Genomic DNA, 25,896 nt, shown 5'->3' on the forward strand with positions numbered 1-25,896 from the left:
GTCGATACAAAGCAGTTAGCCGCGGCTAACTTCGAGACGTCCTCAAACCTCCCGATACAATTCGCACCGTTCCAGCAAATTCACGACAGGAATAATGCTTAGTTGGCTGAAAAGATTCATGTTTAGGCTTTCCGAATACCTATTGCGCCAAAAAGAGAATCGGCGCTTATATCTCAGTTGCGGAAAAAACCGATTTCAGCGGAAAAAAACGCAACTGATCCAACAAGCGGAAAACACTTGATATGACCCAAAGCGCCGATCTGAAATCTGCTGAGAAGGCACCCGATCTTACGGAGCTTATCCTACAGCATTCGGCCGCGCTGTCTGCGCAACTGCAAGCGCACAACGCAAATACATTCGCACCTCTGTCCGAAAAAAGCATGAGGAATTTTTCTCCATCCGAAACGGCTAAGCTGATCGGCATTGGAGAAGCATATCTCCGCCAGATCGCCGCCGAACAACCGGAGCTCAGCGCTTCGCAGAGTGGCGGTCGCCGAAGCTATTCCGTTGAGGATATCCACGAGATCCGCAAGTTCCTCGATCAGGGCGCGCGCGGTACTCGCCGCTACCTTCCTCATCGTCGTGAAGGCGAAGACTTGCAGGTCATCGCCGTGATGAACTTCAAGGGCGGCTCCGGCAAGACCACAACATCGGCGCATCTAGCGCAATTTCTCGCACTGCGTGGCTATCGTGTTCTTGCAATCGATCTTGACCCGCAGGCAAGTCTGTCTGCCCTCTTCGGACATCAACCGGAGCTAGATGTCGGACCCAACGAAACTCTATACGGTGCGATCCGCTATGACGGCGAACAACGCCCCATCGCCGAGATCGTTCGCGGAACCTATATTCCCGATCTCCACATTATTCCCGGCAATCTGGAACTGATGGAGTTCGAACATGATACCCCACGCGCGCTGATGCGCCGTGCGCCAGGAGACACGCTGTTTTTCGCCCGCATTGGTCAAGCTATCGCGCAGGCGCAAAACTTTTATGACGTCGTGGTTATCGATTGCCCCCCGCAACTCGGTTACCTCACACTATCGGCCCTGACGGCGGCGACATCGGTTCTTGTTACCGTTCATCCACAAATGCTCGACGTCATGTCGATGAACCAGTTCCTTGCCATGACCGGTGACCTTCTCGCTGAAATCGGCAGGGCTGGTGCTCGGTCGGATTATCACTGGATGCGGTACCTGGTCACACGCTTCGAGCCGAGTGATGGTCCACAGAACCAGATGGTGGCTTTCCTTCGCTCCATATTCGGAGAGCATGTGTTGAACCATCCCATGCTAAAGACCACCGCGGTGTCCGACGCCGGATTGACCAATCAAACGCTTTTCGAGGTGGAACGGACGCAGTTCACGAGAGCGACTTATGATCGCGCGTTGGAATCCATGACGAATGTTAATGCCGAAATTGAAGGCTTGATTAAGAAAGCCTGGGGTAGGGCCGTATGAGCAGAAAAGAAATCTTCGCCAATCTCGGCGGTAAGAACACCGATAATGCAGACGCTCCTGCCGAGCGCGCTCGTCCGCGCATTCGCCCTATCCTTGGTTCGCCAGAGCTGGTGACCGATGTCATCAATTCTCCGGTGGGGATGATCGGACAATCCCTCAATGAGGTATCCGAGCGCTCAAAACGTGCCGAAGAGATTGAGCGTAAGCTTGCTGAAGGGCTCACAATCGTCGCGCTCGATGCCTCAGACGTCGATCCATCTTTCATTCCTGACCGTATGCCTTCCTCCATTGAAGCCGATGTCGGCCTTGTGGAGGCTATTCGCGAACAGGGCCAGCAGGTCCCTATTCTCGTTCGTCCTCATCCGCAGCATCCAGGGCGTTATCAGGTTGCTTTCGGTCATCGTCGTTTACGGGCTGTGGCTGAAATCGGTATTCCCGTTCGCGCAGTCGTTCGCAATCTCACAGATGAGCAGCTTGTTGTTGCCCAGGGTCAGGAGAACAACGAGCGTCGTGATCTCAGCTACATCGAAAAGGCACGCTTTGCGCAAAAGCTCCAGATGCGTTTCTCCCGAGAAACCATCATGGCCGCGATGTCTCTGTACAAAGGCGATCTGTCAAACATGCTTTCGGTTGTCGGCCGCATTCCCGATGACATCGTCGATAGCATAGGCCCCGCTCCAGGTGTCGGGCGTCGTAGCTGGATGGATCTCGCAGAACAGCTTTCGTCTTCAAAGGTCAATGAAGCTGCGCGGGCCTATCTCAACGATGAGACCGTCGCCAAGCTTTCTTCGGAAGAGCGCTTCAAGTCAATTTTGGAGTTTCTCAAGCCGAAGGTTGAGCCAAAGAAAACCGGTGTTCTATCAACGGAGAGCGGTCAGAAACTCGCAAAGATCGTAGAAACCGATCACCGGCTGGATATCTCTATCGACCGTAGGCAAGCGCCAGAATTCGCAGCCTTCGTTCTAGAGCACCTACAAACACTGTTCGAAGAGCATCGCTCTAAACAGTAATCAACCCGTTTTCGATTGAACCATTAACAGGAGCAGCAAGCCCAAAAGAAAAAAGCCCCCGAACGTTGCCGCACGGAAGCCTTTCTTTGATCTAAGCACCCAAAGAATCTCATTTCCGCGAATCATAGTCAATAGTCTTGGCATCGATATTTCTTCGGTGAGCGATTTTCTTTTGCCTTTTTGAAGGTGAAAGACATGAATAGCGATATTGTAACGACGCCATTCGGGCGGCGAGGGCTATCACTTGGCCGTCTCGCAAGTCAGTTTGCGTCCAGAAACATTGACCCTGCGCGGTCGATCGATAAATGGAAGCTGTTTCGCGCCACATGCGAAGCTCGTCCCTTACTCGGTATTTCGGACCGATCACTGGCAGTGCTGAATGCTTTGCTCAGTTTTTATCCCAAAGCAGAATTGTCAGAGCGAAATGGCCTGGTGGTGTTTCCATCTAACCAGCAGCTCTCTCTTCGTGCACATGGCATGACAGAGCAAACACTCCGCCGGCATCTTACCGCGCTCATCGAAGCCGGTCTCATTCTGCGTAAAGACAGTCCAAACGGGAAACGATACGCACGCAAAGACAGAAGCGGCGGCATTAGCGATGCATACGGATTTTCGCTTGCCCCGCTGATTACGCGGGCCGATGAAATACAAACGATTGCCGATCAGGTCATCGAAGAGCGTTTGCATCTACAAAGATTGCGGGAAAAAATCAGCCTGTGCAGACGAGACATCATAAAGTTTGGTGAAATTGCCGTGGTTGACGGTGTCGATGGTGATTGGGACAGCTATCGGCAACTCTATCTGATCACGACATCCACGCTTGACCGTAAATCAAAGGCTGCACATCTCGCTCTTGTTCTGGAAGATTTGGACCATTTGCGCGCAGACATGGCTAAGCAGTTGGAAAAACACATAGAAAAACAAAAAATAAGCGCCAATGCCTATCAAAATGAGCGGCTTATACAGAGTTCAGAATCCGAATCCTTTATTGAAAGCCAACATGTGGATAACGAGAGAAACCCTCCGACCGAAACACCAGTAGAAACTCAAGCGGCTTTAGACGAGACAAACGTTGCAAAGGATCGCTCTTTCAGCCTCCAACGGGCTAGGAGCGAAGGTTTCGATCTCCAAACGCTGCTCAAAGCATGCCCAGAGATCGCCCTCTATGGCCCCAATGGGGATGTGAGAAGCTGGAACGACCTGAAACAAGCCACTCATGTGGTCAGAACAATGCTCTCCATTAGCCATTCTGCCTATGAAGCAGCAGAAAAAACCATGGGCTCACAGAATACCAATGCAATCATAGCGTGCATGCTGGAACGTTCAGCAACAATTCAATCTGCGGGTGGATATCTACGCAGCTTGACCGAAAAATCGCGAGCGAAACAATTCTCAATAAAACCAATGCTCATGGCACTTCTACGCGCTCGTACATCACCACAAGCTGCTGCTGCCTATGCCTTATGCTAAAAGAAAAAATTAGATTGGCGACCTCTGCAATAAAATTGACTTTTTGAGGAAAGATTTTTATGTGCGCTGGAGCGACTGCGAAAAAGGAATGACATATGACTGCTGCAGAACTGGCCATCGAAACGTCTCAGGTTGAACCCAGCCGGACAAAGCGTTTGAAAGCAGCGACGCAGGACGCTCACAAGGTTCTGGACGGCTTCATCATGTCGGCAAAACCGTTCGAAAGCCGCGAGAATTTTGCGAAGTTCGTTCAGACGCAGTATCTTTTTCACAGAGATCTCGACGCCTTCTTCTTCAACGACACTCTCGCCGAACTCTTGCCTGACCTTAAAGGACGCCGGCGTTTGGGCTTTATCGAGCAAGATCTGGCAGATTTGTCGACAACAGTGCCTGCAAGCTCCGCAACTCATTTCAGCCAGGATGATGCTGCATTCGATCTGCCCGAGGCTCTGGGATGGCTTTACGTGGTCGAGGGCTCGAACCTCGGTGCTGCCTTTCTGTTGAAAGACGCTGCGAAGATCGGCCTTGGCGAAACATTTGGTGCTCGGCATCTTGCAGGCGCACCCGAAGGGCGGGGATTGCATTGGCGTACCTTCGTTGCTGCGCTTGACGCAGTAGAGCTGACCGCAGAGGAAGAAAACCGAGTGATCGCTGGCGCAGAAGCCGCTTTCCACACTGTCCATGACCATGCAAAGCGTGTGATGGTTTAACCTTCTCTAACCGAGGGGCGGTTGCATAGTCCTTTGTGCGACTTGCCCTCAGATGCGGTTGAGCTACTATGAAACGGTGGCGGGGAGGCCACTCCATAGGAGGTTCAATGACGTATCGACTTTTTAAACGGCGAGCAGCTCTTGCACTCGCCGCATCCGCTGCTACTTTTCTTGCGATTGGCGCTTCAGCTCAAGCTCAGAGTTTTCCCGATAGAACAATAACGCTGGTCGTTCCTTTTGCTGCCGGCGGCTCTACCGACGTTGTCGCTCGCGTTATTGCGCAGAAAATGGGTGATGAACTCGGTCAGCAAATCGTTGTGGAAAATGTCGCAGGTGCTGGCGGAAATCTCGGGGCTGACCGGGTCGCACGGGCTGAGCCCGATGGCTATACGGTTTTGATGGGCACGGTCGCTACCCACGCTCTTAATCCCCTTATTCTTAAGACCAAACCCTATGATCCTGAAAAGGACTTCGCGCCGATCTCGCTGCTGGTCGTCGTGCCCAATGTTCTGGTCGTCAACCCACAGCTACCCGTCAACACGGTGGCCGAACTGGTTGCTCTTTTGAAAGCAGAGCCGGATAAATATGCCTATGCGTCATCCGGAAATGGAACGCCGCTCCACCTTTCCGGTGAGCTTTTCAAAGCTATGACTGGCGTCAGTATGCAGCACGTTCCCTATAAGGGATCAGGTCCGGCGCTGAACGATCTTCTCGGAAACCAGGTTTCCATCATGTTCGACAATTTGCCGTCGTCGTCAGGGCACGTCAAATCCGGTACGTTAAAGGCGCTGGGCGTAACGACGGCTGAGCGGGCAACATCCTTCCCCGACGTGCCGACGATTGCCGAAACAGTTCCAGGCTATGAAACGTACACCTGGAACGCACTGTTTGCGCCAGCGGGAACTCCCCCGGAAGCGATCGATAAACTGAACGCCGCTGCAAAAAAAGCGCTTGCAGACCCAAGCGTTGCTGCCCGAATGGCAGATTTCAGCGCCAAGATCGTCGGCTCCACGCCAGATGAGCTCAAGACCCATGTGGCACAGGAAATCGCCAAATGGGGTCCAGTCGTCAAAGACGCAAATGTTCAGATGGATTGAACTAGCGGCGATCAGTCTCCGGACTGATCGCCATTATCCCCAAGCCGGGCACATTTGAGGCAAAGGGGTACCTGTGATCAGAGCATTCTTGTGCTCTAGCGTTAGGGCCGCGAACGGACACATCCGACAATCAAATTATAAGTCCGTCTATAACCAATCGATCTGCCGAAGAAATAAGCAATATTTTTATCAAGCGATAAATATTTTATCATTTGATAAAAATAAAAATTCCGATACCTTATAAATCATTGTTTTTACACACCATACGAGACTGGCACGGAACCTGCATTTTACTTCTCATCAGTTCGATACGAACACAGGACATGGAGGGTGCAAATGGAAATCGGTGTTTTCATTCCAATTGGAAACAATGGCTGGCTGCTTTCGGAAAACGCGCCGCAATACAAGCCAAGTTTTGAGCTCAACAAACAGATCACGTTGGCGGCTGAAAAATATGGCTTCGATTTCGCGCTGTCGATGATCAAGCTGCGCGGTTTTGGCGGCAAGACCGAGTTCTGGGACTATAATCTGGAATCCTTCACGCTGATGGCGGGACTTGCAGCGGTCACCTCTAAAATCAAGCTTTTTGGCACCACCGCCACGCTTGTCATGCCTCCCGCGATCGTGGCGCGCATGGCGACCACCATCGATTCCATCTCTGGCGGCCGTTTCGGGATCAATCTCATCACCGGTTGGCAGCGCCCGGAATATAGCCAGATGGGCCTTTGGCCGGGCGATGAGTATTTTGGTGACCGTTACACCTATCTCAGCGAATATACGACGGTGCTTCAGGAGCTTTTGGCGACGGGCCAATCGGACCTCAAAGGCAAATATTTCACCATGGACGATTGCCGCATGAAACCGGTGCCGCAGGGTGATGTGAAGCTCATCTGTGCAGGTTCATCTGACAAGGGTATGGAATTCTCGGCGAAATTTGCGGATTACAGCTTCTGTTTCGGTGTTGGCGTCAACACGCCAAAGGCCTTTGCACCCACCAACGAACGTTTGCTGGCAGCCACCGAAAAAACGGGGCGAGATGTCCGTTCCTTCGTGCTGACCATGGTGCTTGCGGAAGAAAAATCCGAGGACGCCTGGGCAAAGTGGGAACACTACAAGGCCGGTGCAGATCAGGAAGCCATCAAATGGCTGGGCCTACAAAGCTCTGTCGATACAAAGTCGGGCTCCGATACCAATGTGCGCCATATGGCGAACCCGGTGTCAGCCGTGAACATCAATATGGGTACCATTATCGGCTCCTATGAAGAGGTTGCGGCCATGCTGGATGAGATGAGTGAAGTTCCCGGCACCGGCGGCGTCATGCTGACATTTGATGACTTCGTCGAGGGCATCGAGAAGTTCGGCAAATATGTACAGCCGCTGATGAAAAGCAGGCAGCATGTAACAGCGACATTGGAGGCCGCAGAATGACGCAAGCCGTTGTTGCTGGCTATCAGCCGCCAAAAAGCCGATCGGAGAGTGTCACGCTTCCTGCAAGGCCAGAGCCGATCTCATTGAAACCGAGCGAAACTGCGGTCGTGGTGGTGGATATGCAGAATGCCTATTCCACCGAAGGCGGTTATGTCGATCTGGCTGGTTTCAATATAGCCGGTGCCAAATCCACCATCGCCAATATCGGCAAAACGCTGGATGCAGCGCGCGCGGCGGGCGTTCAGGTCATCTATTTCCAGAATGGTTGGGATAGCGATTATGTTGAGGCAGGCGGGCCTGGTTCTCCCAACTGGCATAAATCCAATGCGCTGAAAACCATGCGTGCGCGACCGGATTTGCAGGGAAAGCTGCTGGCCAAAGGCACATGGGATTATGCCATCGTTGATGAGCTGACGCCGCAACCGGGTGATATTCTGGTGCCCAAGACGCGCTATAGCGGTTTCTTCAACACCAATATGGACAGCGTGTTGCGGGCGAGGGGCATTCGCAATCTCGTCTTCGTCGGTATTGCCACCAATGTCTGCGTGGAAAGCTCGCTACGAGATGCGTTCCATCTGGAATATTTCGGCGTGATGCTGGAGGACGCGACCCATCATTTGGGGCCGGATTTCATCCAGCAGGCCACCGTCTATAATGTCGAGAAATTTTTTGGCTGGGTGGCGACGGTCAATGATTTCTGCGCCGTCATTTCGCAAGCGGCACCCATCGAAGATTGATGCAGCAACGATAAAGAGGAACATGACATGCCTAAAAAAATCATCGTACCGGAAGGCACAGCCAAGCCCATCGCGCCGTTTTCACCCGGAACATTGGCCGATGGCATGGTCTATGTGTCCGGCACGCTACCCTTCGACAAGAACAATGACGTGGTGCATGTGGGCGACGCCGCAGCGCAGACGCGCCACGTTCTAGAAACCATCAAGTCGGTCATCGAAACCGCTGGCGGTACTATGGAAGATGTGACCATGAACCATATTTTCATCACCGATTGGGCCAATTACCAGGCGATCAACACTGTTTATGCCGAATATTTCCCCGGTGATAAGCCAGCCCGCTACTGCATCCAATGCGGTTTGGTAAAGCCCGACGCGCTGGTGGAAATCGCCACCGTCGCCCATATCGGCAAATAACGGTAGGGACCGCGCAATGATACATTTCGAGGTTCATGGTCGGCAAGAGCCTGCTGTCGAGACGATTGTCTTATCGTCAGGCCTTGGCGGCTCTTCCACCTACTGGGCACCACAGATGGACATGCTGCAAAAGCATTTCCGCGTTGTCGTCTATGATCATTGCGGCACTGGCCGAACCGGTGGAGAAGTGCCGGTCAACGGCGGTATCTCCGCCATGGCCGATGATGTGCTGGAGCTGGCAAGCCAATTGAGCCTCGAAAAATTTCACTTCATGGGTCATGCACTAGGCGGCCTGATCGGTCTCGATATCGCGCTGCGCAAACCCAGTTTAATCGATCGGCTGGTGCTCGTGAATGCGTGGAGCAAGGCGGATGCCCATTCCGGACGCTGCTTCGATGCGCGCATATCGCTGCTGGATTCCGGCGTCGAGGCCTTCGTAAAGGCGCAGCCGCTCTTTCTATACCCTGCCGTATGGATGTCCGATAATGCCGAGCGGCTGGCGAAGGACGACGCCCATGGTGTTGAGCATTTTCAGGGCAGAGACAATGTTCTGCGCCGCATAGCAGCGCTCCGGTCGTTCGATGTGGACGGGCAACTGGCAGACATCAACAATTATACCTTGGTTGTTGCTGCGAAAGATGACTTGCTGGTGCCTTATACGCGTTCCGTCAGGCTTGCAGACGGTTTGCCAAACGCCGAGCTCGTGCTTTTCGATGAGGGCGCACATGCGATCAATATAACCGATGTCACAGGTTTCAATGCAAGTTTGGAGAAATTCCTGCTTGCCCCGGCATCGGCGTAAATTTGATGATTTGTAAGGGAAGGTTCGTTTAGATGCAGACGTTGTCTCTCAAAAAGGATGCTACAATGGAGACGAAGACTGTAGAACAGCGCGGCCTGGATTATCGCAACGCGATGTCGCAACTTGCCGGCGCCGTCAACATCGTCACGACGGATGGCGCAGCGGGCAGGGCCGGTTTTGCGGCAACGGCGGTGTGCAGCGTCTCGGATAATCCGCCGACATTGCTGGTCTGCCTCAACCGAAATTCCTCCGCGCATAAATTCGTCATCGCCAACGGCGTCGTTTGCATCAATACGCTGGCAGCTGAGCAAGAACAGTTAAGCGGCATTTTTGGCGGCAAGACACCGATGGATGTCCGGTTTTCATCTGGAGAATGGACCACGCTGGAAACCAAGGCACCGGTGTTGGAGGGCGCACTGGTCTCCTTCGATTGCCGCATCCGCACCATTCACGATGGTGGCACGCACGATATTCTCATGTGTGAAGTGCTCGATACGGTCATCCGCGAGGGTGAGGAAGCCCTGATCTATTTCAAACGGGGCTACCGCACACTCTGACGCGTTGTATGGCGTTCAGTCGATGCTTTTTCCAAAGCGTTCAAAGCTTTCCGCAAGCACAGTCGTTCCGGTGCCCGGCAGTTCGGGGCGTTTATAGATGCCATCATAGACATTGGCCGGTTCTTCGAAGTGATCCTTGATCCACGGAATATATTCAAGGATCGTCGAGGCCGGATGCCAATAGCTGAGATGCACATGCACCTGGCTCATTTCGCCCGCATGCGGAACGACAGGCAGCCGGTGTGCGAGCGCCAGATCGGCGACCTGGATGTATTCGGTAATACCGCCAAGCCTCGTTACGTCCGGCTGCACATAGGCGACGGCACCCGCCGCGATGAAGGAGCGAAAAGCGTCAACGGTATAAAGCTGTTCACCCAGCGCAATCGGGATCGATGTGTTGCGCGCCAACGTCGCATGGCTGATGACATCGTCATACCACATCGGCTCTTCGAACCAGTAGATATCCAGATCGCGGGCGAGGGCGCAGAAGCGTTGGCAGGTGGGCAGATCCCACTTGCCGTTTCCATCGATCGCGATGCGGATGGACGAGCCGAGGCGCTTGCGAACCGCTGTCAGCCGTTCGATGTCGACATTGGGATCGTCATGCCCGACCTTGATCTTTATCCGGCTAAAACCGTCTTCTTCCACGGCCTTTGCCGAACCGCTCAAAAGGGCATCTTTGGAGAAGGAAAGCCATCCGATATCAGTATTGTAGGCCTCAAGCTTGTCTGTACGGGCTCCGCCCAGATAGGCCCATAATGGCTGCTGCGCCTTTTTCGCTTTCAGGTCCCACAGGGCCACGTCGACGGCGGCCAGTGCCAGTTGCGTAATGCCGGCTCTGCCGACCCACTGCAAAGATGGGTGACGGGCCAGCTTGGTCCATAACCGCGTGTGATCGCTGGCATCCTCGCCGATCAGAAGCGGTGCGTAGCAATCTCGAATACAGGATGTGATCAACCGGTCGGATGCCAGATGTGCATGGGTGCCGGTGAAGCCGTACCCCTCCAGACCGTCTGCGGTGACGATCTTTGCGCCGACAACACCCCAATGGGTAATGCTGTGGGTCGAATCTGAAATCGAGTCCGATGTCAGTGGTAGATGTAGAATGAAGGGATGAATGGATGCTATTTTCATGATGGATAATCCTCCTCCGATTATCATGATGACGTCGAGTTTACAGACAGATCGTCAATGCGAATCCAGCCGTTCGAGATAGGGTAGTTCGTCGGGTGAAATAACTTCCGCGACCGCCTGAATGCGCAGCATGGCGCGGCTGCGGGAGATTTGCAGATGGCGGGCCAATTCATCTTGCGCACCGACCAGATCGCCAGCGAGCAGACAGTCGAAAATGGCCAGGTGCTCCGGCAGAAACGGCTCTGTGTCGAACAATTCCATGGTCCAATGGTAGAGAAAATGGTGCGCTACCAACAAAGCCTGGGGCAGGCTGATGGCCCGCATCAGTGATTCATTGCCGCAATATCCCAGCAGTTCGACGTGAAGCTGTTGTTCCAACGCATCCAGCGTGTGCCCTTCGATGGTGTCGATAGAGGCAATCGCATCCATGACGTTTCGGCGTAGCGTCTCAAGCAATCCGGCTGGCAGATTGGGAACGGCCTTTGCCAGAGCCAATGGCTCCAATATCCAGCGAAGCTCATAGAGCTCTTCGATATGTTTTGCAGTCAGCGCGGGTGCGTACCAACGGCCGCTATCGTCCTTGCGCACGATACCACGCTGCTGAAGGCGGGAAACGACATCGCGGGCAACGGTTCGGCTAACGCCGTAATGCTTTGCCAAAAGCGCTTCGTTGATGCGCCAACTGGCGAGGGACGTGCGGGAAACGATCTCGATCTCTATGTCGGAATAAATGATTTCCCAGCTGGACTGGCTGTGGATGCGAGCATCTGTAGCTGAAATGGAAAGTGGCGCAACTATCTCCAACGCTTTTGCTGGCAGCGATGTATGAGCGACGACATCATAACCCCGGGCTTCCGCTTTGCGCAGCAATTGCAACTGTTCAAGCTCAACAAGCGCTTTTCTGGCGGGTGCTCGACTGATGCCGAAACGCTTGGCGATCATCGTCTCTGTAAGCCTCGTACCCTCTCCAATCACGCCGTTGAGGATATCGGCAGACAGGGCCTCGCTGGCGCGGCGATAGAGTTTCAGGCCAATGCCCGTCGTGCCCTTCATGAAAAATTGTCCCGCTCTGTTCCCACCGGCTTTGATGTTTTGACGCTTCAGGGATTGCACGACAAAATATTTGTGTCTAGTGTATGCACAAGACATTTTGATGGGAGGAGCCGAAATGTTTAAGGCAAGTGCGCTTTGAAAGTGCCGCTTTCCATTCTCGATCGCTTTTGTCGAGCCGTCTTTGCCGCTGCCGGTGCAAACACGGCAACGGCTGACGCGGCAAGCCGGGCGATGATGCATGGCACGCGACATGGGGTGGACAGCCACGGTGTTCGTTTGCTGGATCACTACATCTCAGCGCTGGAGGGCGGCAGGATCAACCGCAGCCCCAACCTGAAACGGGTCGCAGGTTTTGGCGCGGTCGAAACGCTGGATGCTGATAATGCTCATGGAGCACTTTCGGCCTATACAGCTATGGATCGCGCTACCAAGATTGCTGAAACATTCGGCATTGGTGCGGTTGCCATCCGCAACACGTCGCATTTCGGACCAGCAGGCGCTTACTCGTTTGAGGCTGCCAAAAAAGGCTTCATCGGTATCACCTTCTGCAATTCCGATAGTTTCGTGCGCCTCCACGATGGCGCGACTCGTTTCCATGGCACCAATCCCATTTCGGTTGGCGTACCAGTTGCGGGTGAAAATCCATGGCTGCTCGATATGGCGACCAGTTCCATTCCCTACAATCGCGTGCTGCTCTATCGCAGCCTTGGCCAGGCTTTGCCGCAAGCCACAGCATCGGATGCGGGCGGGCACGATACGCTTGATGCCGACGCCGCAGACATGTTGGCCCCTTTGGGTGGTGAGTTCGGTTTCAAGGGTGCAGCGCTTGCAGGGGTGGCGGAAATTTTCAGTGCAGTGCTGACCGGCATGAAGTTGAGCTTCGACATTCCACCCATGGGTGGGCCAGATTTTTCGAAGCCGCGGGGTTTGGGTGCGTTCGTTCTGGCTCTCAAACCTGAAGCTTTCGTTGAAAAGGAAATCTTTGACGAGGGGATGCAGCGCTATCTGCATGCCTTGCGTAGTTCTGCAGCCAGACAAGATTGCCATGTCATGGCACCCGGTGACCGGGAATGGGCGGTGGCGGCTGAACGAGAAGAGACCGGTGTGCTGATCGACCCTGCCACCCGTGACGCCTTTCTTGCATTGGGTAAGCGTTTTGGCGTGAGGGTGCTAGGAGAGTGAATTCTCGAGGGATATTAACAATCTTTAATTTGCCGGTTGACTTGATGATTTTATCCGCTCTAAATGGAAACTGGTAAGGCCACTTTACCAAACCGCATTCGGGATAATGCGTCGGGAGGGTTCACATGTTTGTCGCTTTGGAGCCGCGACGCCTGCATAGACAGGTCGCGGACCAGATACGTGCGCTCATCGAAGCGGGAGAGATTGCCCTGGGAGCAAAGCTCCCAGCCGAGCGCGACCTTGCCGAGAGATTTGCCGTGTCGCGACCGACCGTGCGCGAAGCTTTGATCGTTCTGGAAGTGGAAGGATATGTTCAGATTCGAATGGGATCCGGCGTCTATGTCAGCCAGCGTCCACATCTGGTGCCGCCTATTTTGCCGGTCGATGAGAGCGACGGACCGTTTGAAATCCTTCAGGCCCGAAGCATTATCGAAAGTGCAATTGCCGAGGAAGCTGCAAGACTTGCGACCCCCGAGCACATCGTTGCTCTGGATGATGCCATCAGCCGTATGGAAAGCGCGATAGGGGATCCGGTCAAGATGCTCGTCCACGACCGTGCCTTTCATACTGCGATTACCGACATTATCGGTAACGCCACGCTTCATAATTTTACCGGCCATATCTTCGACCGGCGCATGACGCCCTATTTCGAACGGCTGGCGGCGCACTTTGAAGGGCCGCATACGTGGCGCGCAGCGCTCGAGGAGCACACGGTCATACGCAACGCGATTGCAGCCAATGATGCCAACGGCGCGCGCGACGCAATGCGACGGCATTTGAAGCTGTCGCAGAAGAGATTTTCCGAAAGCTTTGGTGAGGAGCCGTAGGAGAGCGATGGTTCCGTCAGGAGAGAGGGCGGGACTTGGACGACAGACATCTGATTTCAATCCGGGAGGGAAACCAAATGATATCAAGATTGACAACATTGCTTGGTGCAACGGCCATGGTCGTGGCATCCGCATTCGCAGCGCAAGCACAGACCGCTCTCAAATGGGCGCATGTCTATGAGACGACCGAGCCGTTCCACACGGAATCCGTATGGGCCGCCAAGGAAATCGAAAAACGTACCGAAGGCCGATACAAGATCGACGTCTTCCCCGCATCGCAGCTGGGTAAAGAGGCCGACATCAACCAGGGCCTGAAGCTGGGAACGGTCGATATCATCATTTCCGGCTCCAGCTTTGCGGCGCGTGATTTCAAGCCTATTGGCGTAACCTACTTTCCCTACATCTTTCGGGATCCAGAGCATCTGATCGCCTATACCAAAAGCGACGTCTTCAAGCGCTTGGCGAAAGGCTATGCTGACAAGACAGGTAACATCATAGCGGCGGTCAGCTATTACGGTACGCGTCACACCACATCCAATCGACCCATCGAAAAATGTGCTGATCTGGCCGGCGTGAAAATGCGCGTTCCGGATGTTCCAGCCTACCTCGCCATGCCGCGTGCCTGCGGTGCCAACACCACGCCGATTGCTTTTGCCGAAGTGTATCTTGCACTCCAGAACGGAACCGTCGATGCCCAGGAAAATCCACTGACGACCATCGAAGCGAAGAAGTTCTTCGAAGTGCAGAAGAACATCGTTTTGACCGGCCACATCGTCGACCATCTCAACACGTTGATTTCCAAGAGCCGTTGGGCAAGCCTTTCCGACGAGGACAAGAAGATTTTTGTCGATGTCATGCAGGAAGCAGCAACCAAGACCACCAAGATCATCGAAGAGCGTGAAAACGCGCTGGTCGATGAATTCAAGAAACGTGGCCTGACGGTCACGGAAGTCGATAAGGCAGACTTCGAGAAGAACGTGGTCGAGAAAGTGAAGTTCGAAGACTTCGGTTACGAAAAGTCCGATTGGGAAGCCATTCGCGCCATCAAGTAACACCGTCTCCGGCGCGGCAGTCACAAGCTGCGCCGTCCTTCTCTTTTCAGTTGGGACAATGCAATGTCGCAGGAAATTCACACTCAGGTCACCCCTGAGGAACTTGCCCATACGTTTGACGAAGCACCACTGGACGTTGATCTCTCGGTTTATTCCTTCGAAGACTGGCTCACGCTTGCCTTGTTCTGGATGATGACCGCCTGCGTCTTCCTGCAATTTTTCACACGCTACGTGCTGAACGATAGCTATGCCTGGACGGAAGAAATCGCGGTCAACTGCTTGATCGGCGTGGTCTTCATGGGGTCTGTCATGTGCGTGCGCATGTCGCGCCACATTCAGGTGGATGTTCTCTACCATTATCTGCCGCCAAACCTCACGCGGGTCATGTCGCTGACCGTGGATGTGCTGCGGATCGGCTTCTTCGGCTACATGTCGTGGCTGATGTGGCGTTATCTGGAAATCGTCGCAGATGAGGAAATGGTTACGGTTGCGCTGCCACGCAGTCTGGTTTTCTACACCGTCTTTGCTGCTTTCGTCCTGATGTTCCTGCGGTCCATTCAGGTGTTCGTTGCCAATCTTCGCCGTGGTTACTCCGTTCTGGAGCGGCCTGAAGAGTTCCAGAGCGCGGGAGATTGATGCCATGTTGCTGTTGATAGGTTCCTTTCTCGTCTTGATGGTCATCGGTCTGCCGGTCGCCATTTCCATGGCCGTATCGTCACTGGCCTATATTCTCTTTTACAATGTCGCCCCTGACATCATCGCCGCGCAGCGCATGATTGCCGGTGTCGAAAGTTTTCCGCTGCTTGCCGTGCCGTTCTTCATTTTGGCGGGCAATCTCATGAACAGCGCCGGCGTCACGGGCCGCATCTATTCCTTTGCCGTTGCCCTTGTCGGCTGGATGAAGGGTGGACTTGCCCAGGTCAACATCATCGGTTCGGTGATTTTCTCCGGCATGTCGGGTACGGCTCTTGCCGATGCCGCCGGTATCGGCACCATCGAAATCAAAGCGATGAAGGACCACGGTTATCCGGTGGAGGCGGCCGTTGGCGTTACCGCCGCATCCGCCACGCTGGGGCCGATCTTCCCGCCGTCCTTGCCCTTCGTGATCTATGGCATGATGGCCAATGTCTCCATCGGTGCTCTTTTCATGGCAGGCATCGTTCCCGGCGTGGTCATGACTCTGCTGATGATGATCACGGTTACTGTCTTCGCCTATGTCAAGAACTGGGGCTCGGACACACCGTTCAGCCTGCGCACCATCTTCGGCGCATCGCTTGAAGTTCTGGTCGTCATGCTGGTGCCGATCGGGATCTATGTGCTGACCATGTTCGGCATGTCACTCAACCTCGCCATCTTCATCGTTCTGGCCATCCTGATTGCCTGTGACTGGTATTTCGACTTCTCCGCCGTCATGGCGCTGATGACGCCGGTCATTCTCATCGGTGGCATGACGATGGGCTGGTTCACGCCGACCGAAGCGGCTGTCGCAGCCGTGTTATGGTCGCTGTTTCTGGGTCTTGTCCGCTATCGGACCATGACGATGAAGTCGCTGGCCAAAGCCACATTCGACACGATCGAGACGACTGCCGCCGTTCTGTTCATCGTCGCGGCCGCGTCTGTCTTTGCATGGCTGTTGACGGTCAGTCAGGCGGCGCAGCTTCTCTCCACGGCCATTCTGACGCTGACGGACAGCAAGTGGATATTCCTGATCCTTGTCAATATCCTCATGCTTTTTGTCGGCTGCTTCCTGGATACGATTGCGGCAATCACCATCCTCGTGCCGATCCTTCTGCCGCTGGTGCTGCAGTTCGATATCGATCCGGTGCATTTCGGTCTGATCATGACGCTGAACCTGATGATCGGTCTTCTGCATCCGCCCCTTGGCATGGTGTTGTTCGTGCTATCGCGTGTCGCCAAACTGTCGGTGGAGCGAACGACGATGGCCATTCTGCCGTGGCTTGTACCTCTGTTCGTCGCGCTTATTCTCATTACCTTCATTCCGGCGATTACCCTGTGGTTGCCAACGGAGATGGGACTTATCCGCTAAGACAACCACGCCCGCGCACCTGCTGCGCGGGCGTTCCTTCCCCTTTGCATGATAGAAAGCAAACGCATGCTCACTCGCGTGGCGCGTCTTTACGGCAAACAATCCATCAAGGTCGAAACCCAGAATGTGCCCCAGCCCGGCCCCGGCGAAGTGCTGCTGCGCATGGCGGCTGGCGGCATCTGCGGCTCCGATCTGCATTATTATCAGGATGGCGGCTTTGGCCCCGTTCAGGTCCGTGAACCGATTATCTCAGGTCATGAGGCATCCGGTTATGTGGAAAAGCTGGGGGAAGGCGTCAGTGCCTTGGCGATTGGCGCGCTGGTCGCCGTCAATCCCTCCCAGCCCTGCGGCAACTGCCACTATTGCAACATCGATCAGCCGATCCATTGCCTCGACATGCGCTTCATGGGCAGCGCCATGCGCCTTCCGCATGAACAAGGCATGTTTCGCGACTGGCTGGTCGTGCCTGCACAGCAATGCTTCGCTTTTGATGCCCACACGACACCCGCAGAAGCCGCTTGCGCCGAACCTATGGCCGTCTGCCTGCATGCGGTCGCGCAGGCTGGTGATCTGGCTGGGAAGCATGTTCTTATCACCGGTGCCGGACCAATCGGATTGCTGACGGTCGCCGCAGTCAAGCATGCTGGGGCCGGTGAAATCGTCGTGACCGATCTGGCCGATGCCGCCCTGTCGCGTGCACCTGCCATGGGCGCAGACCGCACGATCAATGTCGCATCCAACGCCGATAGCCTTACACCCTATCAGGAGGGCAAAGGTACATTCGATGTCGTGTTCGATTGCTCTGCCGCAGGCCCGGCACTGCGCGCCGCTTTCGCCTGCATCAAGCCACGAGGTACCCTTGTGCAGGTTGGCGTGACGGGCGATGTGACCATTCCGCTCAACGCTCTCGTCGGCAAGGAAATCGTCTGGCGCGGGTCACAGCGGTTCGACCGGGAGTTCGGTGACGCCGTAAGACTGATTTCGTCGCGAGCCATCGATGTGCGCCCGATCATCTCCCATGAGTTTCCGCTGGAGCGCGCAGTCGAAGCCTTCGAGCAGGCAGGCGACCGTTCAGTTGCTTGCAAGGTACAGATCACGTTCGGCCAAGACCATTGATTTTTTGAGGACTTAACGATGAAACATACATGGCGCTGGTTTGGACCGGTGGACAAGGTAACGGTCAGGGACGCCGCTCAAGCCGGTGCAGAGGGCATTGTCAGCGCGCTGCATCACATTGAAACCGGTGCCGTCTGGCCTGTCGATGAAATTGCCAAGCGCCACGACGCCATCAAGGCGGGCGGTCTTTACTGGGACGTTGTCGAAAGCGTTCCGGTTTCCGAAGATATCAAGACCCAGACGGGAGACTGGAAATCCCACATCGCCAATTGGCAGGAAACGTTGCGCCGCTTGTCGGCCAGCGGCATCCGCACCGTTTGCTACAACTTCATGCCGGTTCTGGACTGGACGCGGACCGATCTGCGCTGGGAAACACGCCATGGCGCAAAAGCCATGCGGTTCGATCTGACCGATTTCGCTGCTTTCGACATCCACATCCTCAAACGTCCGGATGCCAAGGCGGATTACCCGGATTGGCTGGTGGAGGAGGCCGCCAAACGCTTTTCCGAGATGCCCGATACGAAGATCATCGCTCTCGGGCTCAATATCGGCGCTGGTCTTCCCGGTTCGGCGGATGGCTACACGCTGGACCAGCTTCTGGCAAAATTGCGGACCTATCAGGGTGTGGATCGTCTGAGGCTGCAAGCCAATCTGGTGGATTTTCTATCTGAGGTCGTGCCTGTCGCAGAAGAGGTGGGGATCAATATCTGCGCGCATGGCGATGATCCGCCTTGGCCGCTGCTGGGCTTGCCGCGCATTCTCTCAACGCAGGCCGATTACGCGTATATGCTGGGGCAGGTGGGTAGTCGCGCAAACGGTGTCACTCTGTGTACCGGCTCTCTCGGTGCGCATAAGGATAACGACCTGCCGCTGATCGCCAAGTCCTTTGCCGACCGCATCCATTTCGTCCACTTGCGCAACGTGACGCGTGATACCGATACCGTACCTTGCTCATTTTTCGAGGATGAGCATCTTGAGGGGGCTACCGATATGGTCGCCGTTATCGCAGCGTTGCTGGACGAGGAAAAGCGCAGACGGGCGGAAGGTCGCGACGACCATCGCATCGCCATGCGCCCGGATCACGGACAGGAAATCCTGGATGACCTGACGCGTGGCGCACAGCCCGGTTATCCAGCTATCGGCCGCCTGAAGGGTCTGGCCGAACTGCGCGGAATAGAGCGTGCTCTTCTTCATCCACAATACGGTCGAGTATAGTAGCCATGGACAGACTATCTTCCTCCACGATCCTGCCGGAAAGCGTTGTCGGTCCCGCCTATGATCGCAAGGCCTTGAAGCCTGGTATCGTACATATCGGCTTGGGGGCTTTTCACCGCGCCCATCAGGCTGTGTTCACGCAAAAAGCCCTTGAGCAAAGCTTTGGTCCCTGGGGTATCGTCGCCGTCAATCTGCGCTCACCAGAACCGGTTCAAGCATTGGCCGACCAGGATGGCCTCTATTCCGTCATCGTCCGCAACGCCGAGGGCGACCGTGCTGAGGTGATCGGCGCGACGGTAGACTGGCTTTGTGCCGCTGACCGCGGCGAGGATGTTCTCAATTATCTCGCCAGCTCCGGTATTCGGGTCGTCACCCTGACCGTCAGCGAAAAGGCTTACGGACTGGACCCGGTAACGGGCGGGCTGGACCTCAAGCATCCTTCTGTTGTGGCCGATATGGCCAATCCGCACGCGCCGGTCGGAGCAATCGGCTTTCTGGTGGAAGGTCTTAGCCGACGCCGGGAAGGTGGACTTTTACCCTTCACGGTGCTGTGCTGCGATAACCTGCCATCCAATGGCCATGTGGTGCGTCGTCTGGTGCTTGACATGGCAGAGCGACGTGATCCGGAACTGGCACGGTGGATTGGCAAGGAAGGCAAGTTCCCGTGCAGCATGGTGGACCGAATTGTGCCAGCGGCGACCGATGAAACGAGGGCGCGCGCAGCCCGCATGCTGGGTGTTGAAGACCGGCTTGCCATTGAGACAGAGCCGTTTTTGCAATGGGTGATCGAAGACGACTTCGTATCGGGTCGTCCTCAATGGGAAGCCGCGGGAGCGGTCTTTGCGCAGTCTGTCGAGCCCTATGAAAACATGAAGCTTCGATTGCTGAATGGCTCGCATACGCTGATTGCGCATTTGGGCATTCTGAACAATCTGGAATTCGTGCGGGATGTCATGGCTGTGCCGGAGTTCGTTGAGAAGGTGAAACGGCACATGGAGGCTGCTGCCAGTACGCTGGCACCGGTTCCCGGCATCGATCTTCCGTTTTACCGAAACGAATTGCTCGAGCGCTTCTCAAACCCAACTATTGCCCACCGCAATGAACAGATCGCCATGGACACCAGCCAAAAGCTGCCCCAGCGCATTCTGGCTGCCACTGTGGAAGCCTTGGCCGCGGGTAAAGATGCCACCGAGTTCGCCTATGTTGTGGCGGTGTGGATTGCATCCATTCACAAGCGTGGGGACCTCAACGACCCTCGCAAATCGGAAATACTGGCAGCAGCCAAGCATGTCGACAATACCGATCCTTCCGCGCCGTTCTTCGCTATAGAGGGATTGTTCCTGGCGGAACTGGTGAAGAATCGCAGCTGGCGGGACTTGGTCAATCGCGAGTTGGCAAAATTTGCCCTCTGATTTTAGGGCAGGTGAGCAACAAAAAACCCGGCGAAATCTCGCCGGGTTTTTTGTTTCATTGGGTGAGCTATTCCATTTTGTGGATGTCGCGATCCTTGGTTTCCGGCAGGAACAGCAAGCCGACAACCAGCGTGATGCCTGCAAAGATGATCGGATACCAGAGGCCGTAATAGATATCACCCTTGGCAGCACTCATGGCGAATGCAGTTGCGGGGAGAAGTCCGCCGAACCAGCCGTTACCGATGTGATACGGCAAGGACATGCCAGAGTAGCGGATGCGGGTCGGAAACATTTCGACCAGCAGCGCGGCAATCGGGCCATAGACCATCGTCACGTAGATAACGAGAACGGTGAGAACCGCGATGATACCGATCCAGTTCACGGCGGCTGGATCAGCGACCATGGTAAAGGCGCCGCCGCCAGCGACCGTGTAGACGGCCATCTCGGTTGCACCATTCAACTCGGCGGGCGTCAGCAACTTGTCTGCCACCAACTTGTCGGCTGGCACCGTTTTGGCGGGCGTGGCACGCACCGCGTCTGCGTTCAGGCCAAGTTCCGGGTTTGCTGCAATGAAACCATCAAGCTTGGCAGCTGGCACTTGAGCCGCACCACGCACGAGCGGATAGCCGCCATCGTGAAGCGCAATGTTGACCTGCTTTTGGAAGGTACGGTCGGTTGCTGCCGCATTCGCACCGGCTGCGGCGGCATCATAGCTGGTGATTGTCTTGTCACCGATCTTCACCGTCGCTGGCTGGCCAGCAGGGCCATCTACGACATCATAGGGCACTGAGTTTCTGGTCAGGAACGACGTGGCGATATCGCAGGAGGTGGTGAACTTCGCTGTGCCGGTTGGGTTGAACTGGAAGCGGCAATCTCCCGGTGCCGCGGTGACGGTTGCGCGAACCGAAGCCTGCGCCTGGGCCAGTGCAGGATTACCAGCCCATGTCAGTGCCTTGAACAGCGGGAAGTAGGTCAGCATGGCCAGAACGAGGCCCGCCATGATGATCGGCTTGCGGCCGATTTTGTCGGAAAGCCAGCCGAACAGCACGAAGAAGCCCGTACCAAGCAGAAGAGCGCAGGCGACCATGATGTTGGCCGACTGGCCGTCCACCTTCAGAATACTCTGCAGGAAGAACAAGGCGTAGAACTGGCCGGTGTACCAGACCACGGCCTGACCGATGACAGCACCGACAAGCGCGATGATAGCGATCTTGGCATTTTTCCACTGACCGAAAGCTTCGCTCAATGGTGCCTTGGAGGTCTTGCCCTCTTCCTTCATTTTCTTGAAGGCAGGCGACTCGCTCATTTTCAGACGAATCCAGACGGAGACGCCAAGGAGAATGACGGATAGTAGGAACGGAATGCGCCAGCCCCAATCGGCAAAGGCTTCACGACCCACCGCAAATTGCACGCCGAGAATGACGACGAGGGACAGGAAGAGACCGAGCGTCGCTGTTGTCTGGATCCATGACGTGTAATAGCCGCGACGGCCATTGGGCGCATGTTCGGCCACGTAGGTCGCCGCACCGCCATATTCGCCGCCAAGGGCCAGGCCCTGCAACATGCGCAGGAGGATGAGGATGATCGGTGCCGCGATACCGATCTGCGATGCATTTGGCAGAACGCCGACCAGGAAGGTTGAAAAACCCATGATCAGAATGGTGACGAGGAAGGTGTATTTGCGGCCGACGAGGTCACCCAGTCGACCGAACACGAGTGCGCCGAACGGGCGAACGAGAAAGCCCGCAGCAAAGGCAAGAAGGGCAAAGATGTTGCGCGTCGTTTCCGGATACTGACTAAAGAAGTTCGCGCCGATATAGATCGCCAGAGAGCCATACAGATAGAAATCATACCATTCGAAGACTGTTCCGAGAGAAGAGGCGAAAATCACCTTCTTCTCCTCACCGGTCATGGGGCGGGCCTTTTCGTTGCCCGCGATTGCTGCATTCGCCATTCTCTGTCCTCCACAGATAATAAAATGACACATCGCATGCAGCTCTGTTCTCCCACGAGCTGCCCTGACAGTGCGATGCACCTGACCGCAGAGTGACAGAAAATTAACGAAAGTAAGAGCAATGCTTTCGGCTTATGACTTTAGTCTAATGTTGTCTGTGTGAAATGTTTGAGGTGATGGCAGCTTTGCGCGCAACGCGACGAAATTCAGACCGGTTTGCGCTTGACAGAAAATCGAAACACCATAATAGCTTTGCCACGAAAAGGAGCACGATTTTGATAAGACATGTCCAAGACATGGTTGTCATGCAGAACCCGGCAGGATTTGCCGGTGCTCGTTCGTGCCTTGCCCACTCCATCCGAATTACGGCCAAAACGACGATTAAAACCGTCTGACGTCTCTGGCCCGCCGCTCTCTCCCCGGTATGGTCGGGGAAGAAGGAAGCCGCCGACTTGCGGGTTCCCCCTCACCAGAAACGAGGAGAGGCAGAAAGAGAGCTTAATCATGGGTTTCAAAGTTGCAATCGCAGGCGCCACCGGCAATGTCGGTCGCGAAATGCTCAATATTCTCGCTGAGCGCGGGTTTCCGGCAGATGAGGTCGTTGCATTGGCATCGGCCCGTAGCCAAGGCACTGAAGTGTCCTATGGCGACCGCACACTCAAGGTCTCCAATATGGAGAACTACGATTTCTCCGATACCGATATCTGCCTGATGTCTGCCGGTGGCGATATTTCCAAGAAGTGGTCGCCAAAGATCGGTGCGCAGGGCTGCGTCGTCATCGATAACTCGTCCGCATGGCGCTATGATCAAGACGTTCCATTGATCGTGCCTGAGGTCAACGCCGACGCCATCGAAGGTTTCCGCAAGCGCAACATCATCGCAAACCCCAATTGCTCGACAGCGCAGCTCGTCGTTGCCTTGAAGCCTTTGCATGATGCGGCCAAGATCAAGCGCGTCGTCGTCTCCACCTACCAGTCGGTGTCAGGTGCGGGCAAGGAAGGCATGGACGAACTGTTCCAGCAGACGCGTGCCGTCTTCGTCGCCGATCCTGTCGAAACCAAGAAGTTCACCAAGCGTATCGCCTTCAACGTCATTCCGCACATCGATGTGTTCATGGAAGACGGCTACACGAAGGAAGAGTGGAAGGTTCTGGCCGAAACCAAAAAGATGCTGGACCCGAAGATCAAGGTCACCTGCACGGCCGTGCGCGTTCCTGTTTTCATCGGCCATTCGGAATCGGTCAACATCGAATTCGAAAACGAAATCACGGCAGATCAGGCTCGCGATATCCTGCGTGAAGCTCCCGGCTGCCTCGTTATCGACAAGCATGAAGACGGTGGCTACATCACCCCGGTCGAATGCGCTGGCGAAGACGCGACCTATATCTCGCGTATCCGCGAGGATGCGACGGTTGAAAACGGCCTGAATATTTGGGTGGTTTCCGACAATCTGCGCAAGGGTGCAGCCCTCAACGCCATTCAGATTGCCGAGCTTTTGATCAATCGCGGCCTTATCAAGCCACGCAAAGAGGCAGCTTGATACTGTTTTTTAACAAATATTAACTATAACCCGTCTATTCCACTGTGGGAACGGACGGGTTTTTCAGCTGAGTTGCTTATCACGGGCAGTTTATTTGCCGGTTATGATATCGACAGGCAGGTTGAATACCAACGACGTCTCAGTCAAGTGGTGACCGAGTTAGGGCATGATCCCAAGACATATTGAAGGCAGATTCTGATGCGGGCACTAAAAGCTTTTTCCGTTGGCGCAGTCATGGTTGCCGCATTTGCGGCTACACCGGTTCTGGCGGCGCAGTGCGGTAACACATCGGCAGGCTTTGACGCCTGGGTCGGCGCGTTCAAACAGGAGGCGGCAGGTCGTGGCGTCAGCGCTTCCGTTCTCGATCGCGCATTCTCGAATGTATCCTATAACAGGCCGACAATCAGCGCAGACCGTGGCCAGCACAGCTTCAAGCTTTCCTTCGACCAGTTCATGCAAAAGCGCGGCGGTCAGGCGATCATCTCGCGGGGCAAGGCCATGAAGAAAAACAACGCGGCCCTGTTTGCCAATATCGAACGCGCCTATGGCGTTCCCGCCGGTCCGCTTCTGGCGATCTGGGGCATGGAAACCGGCTTTGGCGGTTTCATGGGCAATCAGCATACGCTGTCTGCCGTCGCAACCCTATCCTATGACTGCCGTCGCTCGGACTACTTCACAGAACAGCTTTATGCGGCTTTGAAACTGGTTGGCAGCGGCAATTTGAGCGTAACGGCCAAGGGGGCCGCCCACGGCGAAATCGGCCAGACACAGTTCTTGCCTCTGAACGTCGTCCGTTACGGCGTCGATTTCGACCGCAACGGTCGCATTGATCTCGTCGGTTCGCGTGCCGATGCTCTCGCCTCAACCGCGAATTTTCTCGTTGGTCATGGCTGGCAGCGCGGTGCTGGATACCAGCAAGGCCAGACGAACTTCGCCGCCATTCAGGGCTGGAACGCTGCAAGCGTCTACCAGCAGGCCATCGCCTATATCGGCAAGGCTATCGACGGCCAATAATCTGGCCGCCGGATTTCAAGGTTGATCAAACTTCCGGGCGGCGAAAGTCGCCCGTTTTGCTGTCCATCACCCACAATTCGCCGGTCGAAATATCAAACCATGCACCGTGCAGCTTTACCTTGCCCGCGGTTTCCTGCGCCCTGACAAAGGGAAATGCGCGCAGGTTGCTGATGGAGTTGCGAATGGACACCCTCTCCAAGGCTGTCTGCCGCTCGCCTGCCGTCATGACGTCGTTGCTCTGGATTTGCTCGGCAGCCGATTTGACCATGTTCATCCATTTGCCGATGAAATCACCGGGAGACAGTGGCTCGAGATTAGGGTCGAGTGCAGCCTGAATGCCGCCGCAGCGGCCGTGGCCCATAACCACGATATCTTTGACCTTCAACACCTGCACGGCATATTCAATGGCAGCGGACGTAGCGTGGTACTGCCCGTCTGGCTCGTATGGCGGCACCATGTTGGCCACGTTTCTCATGACGAAGAGTTCTCCCGGCCCACAGTCAAAGATGGTTTCCGGTGCGGAACGGGAGTCACAACAGGCAATGATGAGGGTCTGTGGCTTTTGGCCGGTGTCCGCCAGTGCGCGGTAGCGTTCGCGCTCATCCGTGTAACGCCCGTCCATGAAGTTCTTATAGCCTTTGAGGAGGTAGTCTGGAAAATCTTTCATGA

24 protein-coding genes are annotated in these 25,896 nt (G+C 55.2%); 20 read left to right on the plus strand and 4 right to left on the minus strand.

What is annotated here, in order from left to right; translation table 11 throughout:
- Positions 1-242 precede the first annotated feature (242 nt).
- From repA to CPJ18_RS19025, 10 genes are all read left to right on the plus strand, one after another.
- Positions 243-1,457 (plus strand): plasmid partitioning protein RepA, encoded by a 1,215-nt coding sequence (repA, locus tag CPJ18_RS18980; RefSeq protein ID WP_077102473.1) that lies wholly within the window; start codon positions 243-245, stop codon positions 1,455-1,457.
- Positions 1,454-2,467 carry a plasmid partitioning protein RepB gene (gene repB, locus CPJ18_RS18985; RefSeq protein ID WP_077102475.1) on the plus strand — a complete coding sequence of 338 codons (1,014 nt, stop codon included), beginning with the start codon at positions 1,454-1,456 and terminating at the stop codon, positions 2,465-2,467. Before repA ends, repB begins: the two co-directional genes overlap by 4 nt.
- Before the next feature lie 195 nt (positions 2,468-2,662).
- The gene (gene repC / locus CPJ18_RS18990) at positions 2,663-3,937 is read left to right on the plus strand and encodes a plasmid replication protein RepC (RefSeq protein WP_077118483.1); all 1,275 of its coding nucleotides are present in this window, start codon (positions 2,663-2,665) and stop codon (positions 3,935-3,937) included.
- Positions 3,938-4,032: 95 nt separating this feature from the next.
- On the plus strand, positions 4,033-4,647 hold the full coding sequence (locus tag CPJ18_RS18995; protein WP_077118484.1) for a biliverdin-producing heme oxygenase: 615 nt from the start codon (positions 4,033-4,035) through the stop codon (positions 4,645-4,647).
- Between the two features lie 107 nt (positions 4,648-4,754).
- The gene (locus CPJ18_RS19000) at positions 4,755-5,744 is read left to right on the plus strand and encodes a Bug family tripartite tricarboxylate transporter substrate binding protein (protein WP_077102481.1); all 990 of its coding nucleotides are present in this window, start codon (positions 4,755-4,757) and stop codon (positions 5,742-5,744) included.
- 336 nt (positions 5,745-6,080) lie between these two features.
- Complete coding sequence (gene rutA / locus CPJ18_RS19005; RefSeq protein ID WP_077102483.1) at positions 6,081-7,172, plus strand: pyrimidine utilization protein A; 1,092 nt, start codon at positions 6,081-6,083, stop codon at positions 7,170-7,172.
- Positions 7,169-7,909, plus strand: a complete 741-nt coding sequence (rutB, locus tag CPJ18_RS19010) for a pyrimidine utilization protein B (RefSeq protein ID WP_103586151.1) — start codon at positions 7,169-7,171, stop codon at positions 7,907-7,909. Before rutA ends, rutB begins: the two co-directional genes overlap by 4 nt.
- Positions 7,910-7,936: 27 nt before the next feature.
- Positions 7,937-8,323 (plus strand): pyrimidine utilization protein C, encoded by a 387-nt coding sequence (gene rutC, locus CPJ18_RS19015; protein WP_103659644.1) that lies wholly within the window; start codon positions 7,937-7,939, stop codon positions 8,321-8,323.
- Positions 8,324-8,339: 16 nt separating this feature from the next.
- The gene (gene rutD / locus CPJ18_RS19020) at positions 8,340-9,125 is read left to right on the plus strand and encodes a pyrimidine utilization protein D (protein ID WP_103659645.1); all 786 of its coding nucleotides are present in this window, start codon (positions 8,340-8,342) and stop codon (positions 9,123-9,125) included.
- A 32-nt stretch (positions 9,126-9,157) separates the two neighbouring features.
- Positions 9,158-9,682 carry a flavin reductase gene (locus CPJ18_RS19025; RefSeq protein ID WP_077102490.1) on the plus strand — a complete coding sequence of 175 codons (525 nt, stop codon included), beginning with the start codon at positions 9,158-9,160 and terminating at the stop codon, positions 9,680-9,682.
- A 15-nt stretch (positions 9,683-9,697) separates the two neighbouring features.
- Here CPJ18_RS19025 and CPJ18_RS19030 read toward each other — a convergent pair whose 3' ends face one another.
- Both CPJ18_RS19030 and CPJ18_RS19035 read right to left on the minus strand, forming a co-directional pair.
- A complete protein-coding gene (locus tag CPJ18_RS19030; RefSeq protein WP_077118492.1) occupies positions 9,698-10,816 on the minus strand; it encodes a mandelate racemase/muconate lactonizing enzyme family protein in 1,119 nt (372 codons plus the stop codon).
- 54 nt (positions 10,817-10,870) lie between these two features.
- Positions 10,871-11,869 (minus strand): GntR family transcriptional regulator, encoded by a 999-nt coding sequence (locus CPJ18_RS19035; protein ID WP_077102494.1) that lies wholly within the window; start codon positions 11,867-11,869, stop codon positions 10,871-10,873.
- 135 nt (positions 11,870-12,004) lie between these two features.
- Here CPJ18_RS19035 and CPJ18_RS19040 point away from each other — a divergent pair, with 135 nt between their 5' ends.
- From CPJ18_RS19040 to CPJ18_RS19075, 8 genes are all read left to right on the plus strand, one after another.
- Positions 12,005-13,051, plus strand: coding sequence for an Ldh family oxidoreductase (locus CPJ18_RS19040; RefSeq protein WP_077102496.1), 1,047 nt, complete (start codon positions 12,005-12,007; stop codon positions 13,049-13,051).
- A 125-nt stretch (positions 13,052-13,176) separates the two neighbouring features.
- Complete coding sequence (locus CPJ18_RS19045; protein ID WP_077102498.1) at positions 13,177-13,878, plus strand: FadR/GntR family transcriptional regulator; 702 nt, start codon at positions 13,177-13,179, stop codon at positions 13,876-13,878.
- A gap of 77 nt (positions 13,879-13,955) precedes the next feature.
- Positions 13,956-14,930 (plus strand): sialic acid TRAP transporter substrate-binding protein SiaP, encoded by a 975-nt coding sequence (locus tag CPJ18_RS19050; RefSeq protein WP_077102500.1) that lies wholly within the window; start codon positions 13,956-13,958, stop codon positions 14,928-14,930.
- Positions 14,931-14,993: 63 nt separating this feature from the next.
- On the plus strand, positions 14,994-15,566 hold the full coding sequence (locus tag CPJ18_RS19055) for a TRAP transporter small permease (protein ID WP_077102501.1): 573 nt from the start codon (positions 14,994-14,996) through the stop codon (positions 15,564-15,566).
- Between the two features lie 4 nt (positions 15,567-15,570).
- A complete protein-coding gene (locus tag CPJ18_RS19060; protein ID WP_077102503.1) occupies positions 15,571-16,977 on the plus strand; it encodes a TRAP transporter large permease in 1,407 nt (468 codons plus the stop codon).
- A 66-nt stretch (positions 16,978-17,043) separates the two neighbouring features.
- A complete protein-coding gene (locus CPJ18_RS19065) occupies positions 17,044-18,093 on the plus strand; it encodes an L-idonate 5-dehydrogenase (protein WP_077102504.1) in 1,050 nt (349 codons plus the stop codon).
- 18 nt (positions 18,094-18,111) lie between these two features.
- Positions 18,112-19,308, plus strand: a complete 1,197-nt coding sequence (gene uxuA, locus CPJ18_RS19070) for a mannonate dehydratase (protein WP_077102506.1) — start codon at positions 18,112-18,114, stop codon at positions 19,306-19,308.
- 5 nt (positions 19,309-19,313) lie between these two features.
- Complete coding sequence (locus CPJ18_RS19075; RefSeq protein ID WP_077102508.1) at positions 19,314-20,720, plus strand: mannitol dehydrogenase family protein; 1,407 nt, start codon at positions 19,314-19,316, stop codon at positions 20,718-20,720.
- Positions 20,721-20,787: 67 nt separating this feature from the next.
- On the opposite strand, the gene CPJ18_RS19080 is transcribed toward CPJ18_RS19075, so the two are convergent.
- Entirely contained in the window at positions 20,788-22,674 is a 1,887-nt protein-coding gene (locus CPJ18_RS19080) for an MFS transporter (RefSeq protein WP_077102510.1), read from the minus strand.
- A 504-nt stretch (positions 22,675-23,178) separates the two neighbouring features.
- Here CPJ18_RS19080 and CPJ18_RS19090 point away from each other — a divergent pair.
- On the plus strand, positions 23,179-24,213 hold the full coding sequence (locus CPJ18_RS19090; protein ID WP_077118494.1) for an aspartate-semialdehyde dehydrogenase: 1,035 nt from the start codon (positions 23,179-23,181) through the stop codon (positions 24,211-24,213).
- A gap of 198 nt (positions 24,214-24,411) precedes the next feature.
- On the plus strand, positions 24,412-25,227 hold the full coding sequence (locus CPJ18_RS19095) for a lytic murein transglycosylase (protein ID WP_103586155.1): 816 nt from the start codon (positions 24,412-24,414) through the stop codon (positions 25,225-25,227).
- A gap of 25 nt (positions 25,228-25,252) precedes the next feature.
- Here CPJ18_RS19095 and CPJ18_RS19100 read toward each other — a convergent pair whose 3' ends face one another.
- Positions 25,253-25,894, minus strand: coding sequence for a carbonic anhydrase (locus CPJ18_RS19100; protein ID WP_077102516.1), 642 nt, complete (start codon positions 25,892-25,894; stop codon positions 25,253-25,255).
- Positions 25,895-25,896 lie beyond the last annotated feature (2 nt).

Origin of the sequence: Agrobacterium rosae, from assembly GCF_002915175.1 — a bacterium.
Taxonomy (GTDB): Bacteria; Pseudomonadota; Alphaproteobacteria; order Rhizobiales; family Rhizobiaceae; genus Agrobacterium; species Agrobacterium rosae.